Source organism: Xenorhabdus yunnanensis (assembly GCF_028598805.1).
GTDB classification, from domain to species: Bacteria; Pseudomonadota; Gammaproteobacteria; order Enterobacterales; family Enterobacteriaceae; genus Xenorhabdus; species Xenorhabdus yunnanensis.
In genome coordinates this window covers 1-250 of the sequence record NZ_JAQRFI010000316.1, presented here as the reverse complement: position 1 = coordinate 250, position 250 = coordinate 1, and the positions used below count along the sequence as shown (strand labels likewise).

The 250-nt window shown below is 59.6% G+C and carries 1 protein-coding gene; it reads left to right on the top strand.

Annotated elements, in window-relative coordinates; genetic code table 11:
- Positions 1–250: hypothetical protein (locus tag PSI23_RS23775; RefSeq protein WP_507232782.1), on the top strand; the 250-nt coding region annotated here is incomplete at both ends.

The window sequence follows — 250 nt, the reverse complement described above, 5'->3', positions numbered from 1 at the left end:
ACGGGTGGCGGAGTTCTACCATCATACGTTGCTCAATGCCCCGGAAGCACAGGCCTATCTGACCAAACGGCGGCTGAACCATCCTGAATTAGTGGCGCAGTTTAAGCTGGGTTTTGCCAACCGCACGCTGGGCTACCGGTTGCCGGAGAAAAAGCTGAAAGCCGGGGCGGAGATCCGCGCCCAGCTTCAGGTGGCCGGGTTGTTGCGTGACAGCGGGCATGAATACTTCAGCGGCTCGCTGGTCATTCCG